At 56.8% G+C, this 8,125-nt stretch carries 7 protein-coding genes; 1 reads left to right on the forward strand and 6 read right to left on the reverse strand.

The window, feature by feature from the left end:
* Position 1 precedes the first annotated feature (1 nt).
* Genes FYJ63_RS05330 through ftsH form a run of 5 tightly spaced genes read right to left on the reverse strand, consistent with a single transcriptional unit; the run spans position 2 to position 5,607 of the window.
* On the reverse strand, positions 2-472 hold the full coding sequence (locus FYJ63_RS05330) for a DUF3180 domain-containing protein (protein ID WP_154544513.1): 471 nt from the start codon (positions 470-472) through the stop codon (positions 2-4).
* Entirely contained in the window at positions 472-1,764 is a 1,293-nt protein-coding gene (gene folK / locus FYJ63_RS05335) for a 2-amino-4-hydroxy-6-hydroxymethyldihydropteridine diphosphokinase (RefSeq protein ID WP_338106832.1), read from the reverse strand. Before folK ends, FYJ63_RS05330 begins: the two co-directional genes overlap by 1 nt.
* Before the next feature lie 59 nt (positions 1,765-1,823).
* Positions 1,824-2,708, reverse strand: coding sequence for a dihydropteroate synthase (folP, locus tag FYJ63_RS05340; protein WP_229769984.1), 885 nt, complete (start codon positions 2,706-2,708; stop codon positions 1,824-1,826).
* 17 nt (positions 2,709-2,725) lie between these two features.
* Positions 2,726-3,304, reverse strand: coding sequence for a GTP cyclohydrolase I FolE (folE, locus tag FYJ63_RS05345; RefSeq protein ID WP_154544515.1), 579 nt, complete (start codon positions 3,302-3,304; stop codon positions 2,726-2,728).
* Positions 3,301-5,607, reverse strand: coding sequence for an ATP-dependent zinc metalloprotease FtsH (gene ftsH / locus FYJ63_RS05350; protein WP_154544517.1), 2,307 nt, complete (start codon positions 5,605-5,607; stop codon positions 3,301-3,303). The genes folE and ftsH overlap by 4 nt, the downstream gene beginning before the upstream one ends.
* Before the next feature lie 218 nt (positions 5,608-5,825).
* On the opposite strand from ftsH, the gene FYJ63_RS05355 reads away from it, so the two are divergent.
* The gene (locus FYJ63_RS05355) at positions 5,826-7,043 is read left to right on the forward strand and encodes a glycosyltransferase (RefSeq protein ID WP_154544519.1); all 1,218 of its coding nucleotides are present in this window, start codon (positions 5,826-5,828) and stop codon (positions 7,041-7,043) included.
* Here the strand turns inward: FYJ63_RS05355 and hpt are convergent.
* Positions 7,040-7,597 carry a hypoxanthine phosphoribosyltransferase gene (hpt, locus tag FYJ63_RS05360; protein ID WP_154544521.1) on the reverse strand — a complete coding sequence of 186 codons (558 nt, stop codon included), beginning with the start codon at positions 7,595-7,597 and terminating at the stop codon, positions 7,040-7,042. The two genes, FYJ63_RS05355 and hpt, sit on opposite strands and share 4 nt — an antisense overlap.
* Positions 7,598-8,125 lie beyond the last annotated feature (528 nt).

The raw sequence follows: 8,125 nt of genomic DNA on the forward strand, positions 1-8,125 counted from the left end.
TTCACGCCGTAGCGGCGGCAGCGTTTTGTGGAGGCGGATCTTTGGGGTCGATGGTACAGATTTTTTCGACTGCGATCCCGCCGGCGACCATGAGGCTCGCTCCGATCAGGCCAGCGATTTTAGTTCCCAACAGGGCCAGCAAAGACTCATTGCCGAAATTCAGCAAGAGGAACAGGATTTGACCGCCAAAATACCCCGCCGAGATGGCTCCCACGTGGGATAACGCTAGGCTCAAAGCGGCTACTCTCGCGGCTCCCACTGCGGACATCCAGGTCGGTTTGCGCTCTTTGAACCGGTGGACATGCCACCCCAGCCATCCGGTGAATCCTGTCACCGCCGCCGCACCCAGCCCGAATTCGTAGCCGCTGGCGGGCAGGTTCGATCCACGGTTCAACAAACCGCTGAAAAATGCCACGGTGAGGGCGCCCACCAAGAGGGCCATCCCGAGAAGCACCAGCGGTTTCGAATGCATTAGCTCGCCTCGTGTTTCCGCACGCGGCGCCACCCCGGTTTTGTGACTTGCTCCGTTGACTCGCTCTTGACCGATTCCCCGCCGTTACCGGAGGAGGAACTTGAGCGTTCTAGGAAAATTTCGCCGGTCACATCATCAACCACGCGGTGTTCCCCGCCGGTTCCCAGCGCGGCCTGCCAAGACGGCAGCCCATAGTTTCCGTCCAGCGTTTCCGAAGCCCTCCGCGGGGTTCCGAGAACGCTCGTTTCCGTGCCCTCCTCAACGGAATTCTCGGATGTTGCGCTGTCTGGAGCTTCCACGGACTCCCCCCAAGGATTCGCGCGCTCCGTGTCGGGCGCTACCTCCAGCCAGTCGGGCCACAGGTTGACGATTCCGTCGCGGTCTTCGGCTTTAGTAGCAAGTTCAGTCACTAGCTCTCCGCCCAGCTTCGCGGTAGCATCCAATTTCGCCCAGGGCACCAACACGAAAGCCCGCGAGGCCGCGTGGGGATGCGGCAAGGTCAGTCGCGGGTCGCTAGATTCCACCCCTTCGACCGCAATCACATCCACATCGAGTGTTCGCGCTGCCCAATGTGAGGGCCGCTCCCGATGGTGGACCTGTTCAAAGTGATGGGCTAAATCGAGAAGCTCAGAGGCAGAAAGACGGGACACGAGACGGACCACTGCGTTGTAATAATCCGGTTGTGGGGCCTGACCCGAGGCCAACACGGGACGAGTCCGCGCGAGTGGAGACACCGCAACCTCATCGAATTCGGGGGCGGACTGTAGCGCTGACACCACTTCTCGCAGGGTTTTTACCGGATCCCCCAGGTTCGCCCCCAACGCTAAGACGGCAGCGCGGGGTTTTTCGGGTCGAACTGTCAAAGCCACCGCCAGACGGGCGGTTTCTTTCTCAAAGTCCTCCCGAGTTCGATAAATCTCAATCGAGACATCACCAAATTCGACTTTCAAGGGCGCTTGCGGTTTGTGAACCGTGACTTCCACGGCATCGATACGTTCGTCTTCCAGGACTTTCATGGCGATACGCTGGGCCAGGCGCTCAATCAGGGCCACGCTTTTTCCGCGCACCACCGAAAGAATCTTGTCCGTGACCGCCGCGTAGTCGATGGTCAAAGCTAGGTCATCCACTCTCGCGGCAGCGCGTGAGTCAAACCACAAAGAAATATCGACCACAAAATTCTGGGGTTGATGGTGTTCTGCTTCTAAAACCCCGTGGACTCCAGAGGCATGGATGCCCCTCAAAGTGATGCAATCAGCGGGTTTCCCCGATAGTTGACGAGTTCTCCTGGTCACGCTTTCCCTCTCACTGTACCTTTTACAAATGCTGGCTCACGACGCGGCTTCTAGACGCCTTAGAGGACGGTCCTCGGCTCGTGGAATTCCTTCAGCTTTTCCAAAGCCCTGATCCCCACGACCACCGGTTCTACCTGGTGGACCCGCACGGCCCAAGCTCCTTTCAGGGCACAGAAGAACGCTAGCGAAGCCGTCACGTCATCTCGCGCGTGCCTTTCCACTGCGTGAGTTTCGTAATCCGCGAGGAATCGCTTGCGGGAAGGGCCGACTAAGACGGGGAAGCCTCTCCCGAGATAGGTGTCAAGATTGGCTAGCACGTCCCAGTCCTGGTCACCCTGTTTGGAAAAGCCCAGACCGGGGTCAATAATCACGCGCCGCAAATCTATGTCCCCCCGCTCGCGCATTACCTCCAAACGTTCGCGCAGTTCTTGCCACACTTCAAGATGAGGATTTTCATAGACCGCCAGCCGGTTCGCGTCTTTCAGATGACCGCGCCAATGTTGACATAGGTAACTGACCTCGGGGTTTTCTCCCATGATTTCCGCGACGACGGAAAACATCTCGGAATCGACCATCCCACCGGAGACATCGTTGATGATTTTGGCTCCGGCTTTCCAGGCGGCCCGCGCCGTCTCAGCATGCATGGTGTCACAAGAAATCAGTGCGCCTTGACCTGCCAGCGCGCTGATGACCGGCGCTACCCGATCGATTTCTTCGGCCACGCTCACCGCATCGTTACCGGGCGCGGTAGATTCCCCGCCCACATCTATCAAGTCTGCCCCCGAGGAAAGCATCGACTGCCCATGAGCGATGGCAGCATCGGTGTCAAACCACCGTCCCCCGTCCGAAAACGAGTTCGGCGTGACGTTCAACACGCCCATCACCAGAGTCCTAGGAGGTCGCAAATACGCTGGAATCTCGGTATCGTAGGTGGTTTCACTCATGATTTACTCCTTCTTTCTCAACCTCTCGAAAGAATCAGGCTCATAGCCTCAGACCTGGTCGCTTGGGAGGTCTGCATCACCCCGCGCACCGCCGAAGTTGTAGTATGGGCTCCGGGCTTCTTCACCCCGCGAACTGTCATGCACATGTGTTCGGCCTGGAGCACCACGATGACTCCCTGCGGCTGCAACACTTCCCAAACCGCGTCGGAAATCTGTTCGGTCAGGCGTTCTTGCACCTGGAGACGGTGTGCATATCCGTCAACCAGCCGCGCCAACTTCGACAACCCCGTAATCCGCTTGTCCTTCGGTATATAGCCCACATGGGCTCGTCCGAAGAACGGTAGGAGGTGGTGTTCACAAGTGGAGTTGAAGGGGATGTCCTTGACGAGAACCAAGTCATTGTGTTCGACAGGGAAAAGACGCTTTAGATGCTCTCTCGGGTCGATGCGGTATCCCTCCAGGAGTTCCGCAAACGACCTCCCCAACCGAGCCGGAGTTTCGAGCAGTCCTTCCCGATCGGGGTCTTCTCCCACGGCAATAAGCAGGTCGCGGATCGCTTTTTCCACTCCGGCTTGGTTGTATTCGCCAGCGGTCATTGGTCTTTCTCCTCTCCCTGGTTCGGAACATAGGGTTCTTCCTCGTCCAAAATCCGGATCTCTCCCGTGGCGGGAGGGGGTACCTGGTTGGAACCTGGGGCAGGCGCGCTGGCGGGTGTGGGGGCGGTTGCGGGCTCACCGGTATCCTCCGGTTTAGTCTCGCCGTCTCCCGTTGGAGCTCCCTTCTCGGGTTGCCCAGTCTCCGGTTTCACCTCATCTGGCTGGTAGGGAACCGTCCCGCCCAATCCGGCATCCGCCAGGGGGCGATCCGCCGCATCCAAGGCGAACTGGCCGGTGGTGGATTCCAAGGCTTTGGCGGAGCGGATCCGAACCGACTCCGGAATCTCTATCGGCCCGCGGCCGGAGGACTCCAGCCCGGGATAGGAACGCCACGGGCTACGATCGGAGACCTTTTTCACTCCGGCAAAAATCCCCTCGAGCGCCTTTTCATCCAGGGTTTCCTCCTCCAAGAGGCGGCGCGCCAGATTGTCGAGGATGTCGCGATTATTCTCAATAATCCACCAGGCTTCACGGGTGGCGGCTTCCATCAACTGTTGGATTTCTTCATCGATACTCGCCGCGGTCGCGTCCGAATAGCCCTGAGATTTTCCGTAATCCATCCCTACAAAGGGTTCATCGTGAGACGTGCCGTATTTCACCGCGCCGAGTTCTTTCGAAAGTCCCCAACGGGTCACCATTTTGCGGGCGATTTCGGTGGCTTTCTCGATATCGGAGGCCGCACCGGTGGAGGGATCCTTGAACACAATCTCTTCCACGACGCGCCCGCCCATGGCATAGACCAGCTGGTCAAGAAGCTGGTTGCGAGTTTCGGAGTATCTGTCTTCCGTGGGCATCACCATCGTGTAGCCCAGCGCGCGTCCGCGGGGAAGAATCGTGACCTTCGTGACCGGATCGGAATAGTTTGAAGCCGCCGCACACAGGGCGTGGCCGCCTTCGTGATAGGCCGTCACCAGTTTGTCGTGGTCATTCATAATCCGCGAATGCTTCTGGGGTCCAGCGATTACGCGATCCACGGCTTCATCCAAGTCTCTCTCATTGATGACCTCGCGGGTGTGACGCGCCGCCAACAGCGCCGCTTCGTTCAAAACATTGGCCAAATCCGCGCCGGTGAATCCGGGGGTTCGCTTCGCCAGCGAGCTCAAATCCGCGTCCGTTCCCAGCGGCTTGTTCTTGGCGTGAACCGCCAAAATGGCTTCTCGCCCCTTGAGGTCGGGGGCCTCGACCGCGACCTGACGGTCGAAACGCCCCGGGCGGAGCAAAGCCGGATCCAAAACATCGGGCCGGTTCGTCGCGGCAATCATAATGACATTCGTACGCTCATCAAAACCGTCCATCTCCACCAGTAACTGGTTCAGGGTTTGTTCGCGCTCGTCGTGGCCTCCGCCCATGCCGGTGCCGCGGTGGCGTCCCACTGCGTCAATCTCATCGACGAAAATAATCGCCGGAGCGGCTGCGCGCGCTTGCTCAAACAGGTCACGCACCCGCGAGGCACCCATCCCGACAAACATCTCCACAAATTCCGAGCCAGACATGGAGAAGAAGGGCACTCCGGCTTCGCCAGCCACCGCCTTGGCGAGCAGGGTCTTGCCGGTTCCGGGAGGCCCGTAGAGCAGCACACCCTTCGGGATTTTCGCCCCGACCTTGTGGAATTTTTCCGGTTCGGCCAAAAATTCTTTAATCTCTTGGAGCTCTTCGACTGCCTCGTTGACTCCCGCCACGTCAGCAAAAGTCACCTTGGTTTCATCCTCTTTGTTGAACTGTCTCGCGCGAGCCCGACCGAATCCAAAGGCACCCAGGCCCCCGCTCATCCGAGAGGCGAACCAGAAGAACACGGCGAACAACAAGACCATCGGAATCATCAAAGTCAGCATCGACTCCCACCAGGTCGAAACCGGATAGATGGAGTCGTATCCCTTCTTCGGGTCAGCCTTCGCGACCGCCGTTGCCACCGTTTCCGCCTGGGGGCGAACATAGGAAAACGCGACTTTCTTCCCCAGGTTAGAATCCGGTTTCATCCCGAAAAGGCCCTCTTTCGGGAGAAACTCTTTCGGACGCTTATAGTCCTTGGTGAGTTCCATCGACACGGTCTGGGTTCCGTCGTTGATGACCACCTTCTCAACCGTATTGCCATCGAGGAGATTCACCCCCTCCACGGTGGTGATACGTTTAGGCCCACCTTGGCTGGAAAAAAACACGAAGGCAGCAATAATCGCCACCACGACGAGAGCCCCGATCCAGCCGCTGAGCTGTTTTTTCTTGTCGACTTTTGAGCTTTGTTCCATCTTTCCGATTTCTCTTCGATCTATTGAACCCCCTAAGCCTATCAAGGCCCACAAACCGAAAATAACGCTAAGTTCCTCCTCGAGAAGGAACCGGCACTTTTTCATAAGTAATTACTGGCTTAACCGACTAGCTTCGCTGGTAGGGGCTAAACTGAAGTTACCCCCATAAAAGACGGCTTTCAATCCTCGCCTCAAAGAATCCGCGGAAAGGAAACGCTATGAAGATTGTGATTGCTGGTGACACCTATCCCCCCGACATCAGCGGAGCCTCCACTTTCACTTCCAATCTTGCTAACGGTTTGCTGGCCCGAGGCCATACCGTCCACGTCATTGCGCCGTCCCCCATCGGTCGACCCTATCGCGAGAGGAAAGACGGGGTTTTCGAACATCGGATGCGTTCCCATGAGTACCTGACATTCCGCGGTTTCTACCTCTGTTTCCCGTGGGAGACGGAGGCGACGGTTCGAAAGATTCTCAAGACCTTACAGCCCGATGTGGTTCACATTCAATCGCCTTTCACCGTGGGTCGCGTTGCCGCAAAGTGGGCGAACCGCCTGGAGATTCCCCTGGTCGCCACGAATCACTTTATGCCCGACAACGTGATGGACCATCTTCCGTTGCGTCTCCCGAAGCTCCTTTTGAAAGGGATTGCCAATTTTGCTTGGGAAGATTTGGGGTCGGTCTTCAAACGCGCCGACCGTTTGACTGCGCCCAGCCCTTCCGCAGCCGAACTGATGCGTAATCGGGCGAAGCTCGGGGGAATTCTTCCGGTCAGCTGCGGGGTTGATATCGAGAAGTATCAACAAGCTGCCAAAAAAGCTACGCCTCACCACGTCCCGCACCTGCTGTTTGTGGGACGCTTGGAAAAAGAAAAAAGTGTCAACGAGATTCTAGAAGCCCTGGCTTTACTCCAACCGTCTACCCCGCTGCATTTCGATATCGTGGGGGACGGCTCCATGCTTGACGAATGGCAGAGCCTGGCGGCAAATCTTCGAGTGGCCGACCGCGTTAGTTTCCACGGTTTTCTCAGCCAAAAAGAGCTCCTAGAAATGTTTGGTCAGGCCGATATTTTCGTCAACGCCAGTATTGCCGAGCTGCAGTCCATCGTCACCCTGGAGGCTATGAGCGCCGGAAAGCCCGTGATTCTAGCCAATGCGGTATCGCTGCCGCATCTGGTGAACCACGGCGTCAACGGGTATCTTTTCCAGCCGGGAGATGTGGAACAACTTGCGACCTATCTTGAGGAGCTCGCACTGAATCCCCAGCGGCGGAAATTCATGGGGAAGATGAGTCGGGAACTTGTCCAGGCTCATTCTTTCGAGAAAACCCTTGACACCTACGAGGGGCTTTATCAAGGAGCTATCGAGGACCTACAAACGAGCCGGTTCACTTTGCAGTCCCTCAGCCCGCGGTTTTCGTCTTTCCACCAGGCCTAGTGTTTTTCGTAAACGTGGGGCGCCAACAAACCCACGAACGGCAAGTTCCGGTATTTCTCGGCATAGTCGAGCCCATAACCGACCACGAACTCATTGGGGATATCGAAGCCGACGTAGCGAGGCGTGATATTCGTTTTTGCCGCGTCCGGTTTCCGGAGCAGAGTAGCGATATTGAGTGAGGCGCAGCCGCGAGTGCGCAGGTTCGCTTCGAGCCACGACAGTGTCAAACCGGAATCAATGATGTCTTCCACGATGAGAACGTGGCGATCTTTGATGTCCGTGTCGAGGTCTTTGAGGATCCTCACCACGCCGGAGGACTTGGTTCCAGAACCGTAGGAGGAAACCGCCATCCAGTCCATCTGGACGGGGGTGTGGAGTTTTCGCGCCAAATCGGCCATGACCATGACGGCTCCTCGCAACACTCCCACCAGGAGAATCTCGTGACCTGCATAGTCTTTGTCGATAACTTCGGCCATTTGAGCCAGTCGGTCCTGGATTTGCTGCTCGGTCAAAAGCACTTTTTTGAGGTCATTTCCCATGTCATTGGCGTCCATACGTTTCCTTTCGAGTCCACCACCAATCCTAGTGCGTCTCGAGAGTTTTCGGGCAACGTTTGCCTCAGGTGCTTGTACGGACAAATAGCATTGGAAGACTTGCTAATTCCTCGTAAAGCCAAGTTCAGGCAGGGGCGATAAAAACTACCCTAAAACTTGGGTCGGATTTAATAGCAAGATTTTCTCTCCGCAGCTTTACCTGACTTGCACAACTTTAGTGTGTTTTTAGCTGGGCAATGATTCTTTCGATTTTGGGTTCAATCTTAGGGTTGGCGGAGATTTGCTGTCCTCCGGGCATCTTGATGGTGACTTCTCTCAATGGTCACAGGAGTTTGACGAGTTTTTTTGTTGTGATTCTGAAGCGTCCTGGGTTTTGTTCCGCTTCTTATACGGGGGTCAGTTCGCTGACCCGGGTCTGATTATACATGTCAATGATCTCGGCTGGTGTTCGGTATTCGAGTGCTTCGTGGAGGCGCTCGTTGTTCCACCAGTGGACCCAGTTCAACGTCGCGAACTCGACCTCGGTCA

Origin of the sequence: Mobiluncus porci, from assembly GCF_009695935.1 — a bacterium.
In the GTDB taxonomy this organism is placed as follows: Bacteria; Actinomycetota; Actinomycetes; order Actinomycetales; family Actinomycetaceae; genus Mobiluncus; species Mobiluncus porci.

Excerpts from the sequence above, each read along its gene's own strand:
- folE (WP_154544515.1), bottom strand. The coding sequence starts at position 3,304 with ATGACCGCTGGCGAATACAACCAAGCCGGAGTGGAAAAAGCGATCCGC.
- FYJ63_RS05330 (WP_154544513.1), bottom strand. The coding sequence starts at position 472 with ATGCATTCGAAACCGCTGGTGCTTCTCGGGATGGCCCTCTTGGTGGGC.
- folP (WP_229769984.1), bottom strand. The coding sequence starts at position 2,708 with ATGAGTGAAACCACCTACGATACCGAGATTCCAGCGTATTTGCGACCT.
- ftsH (WP_154544517.1), bottom strand. The coding sequence starts at position 5,607 with ATGGAACAAAGCTCAAAAGTCGACAAGAAAAAACAGCTCAGCGGCTGG.
- hpt (WP_154544521.1), bottom strand. The coding sequence starts at position 7,597 with ATGGACGCCAATGACATGGGAAATGACCTCAAAAAAGTGCTTTTGACC.
- FYJ63_RS05355 (WP_154544519.1), top strand. The coding sequence starts at position 5,826 with ATGAAGATTGTGATTGCTGGTGACACCTATCCCCCCGACATCAGCGGA.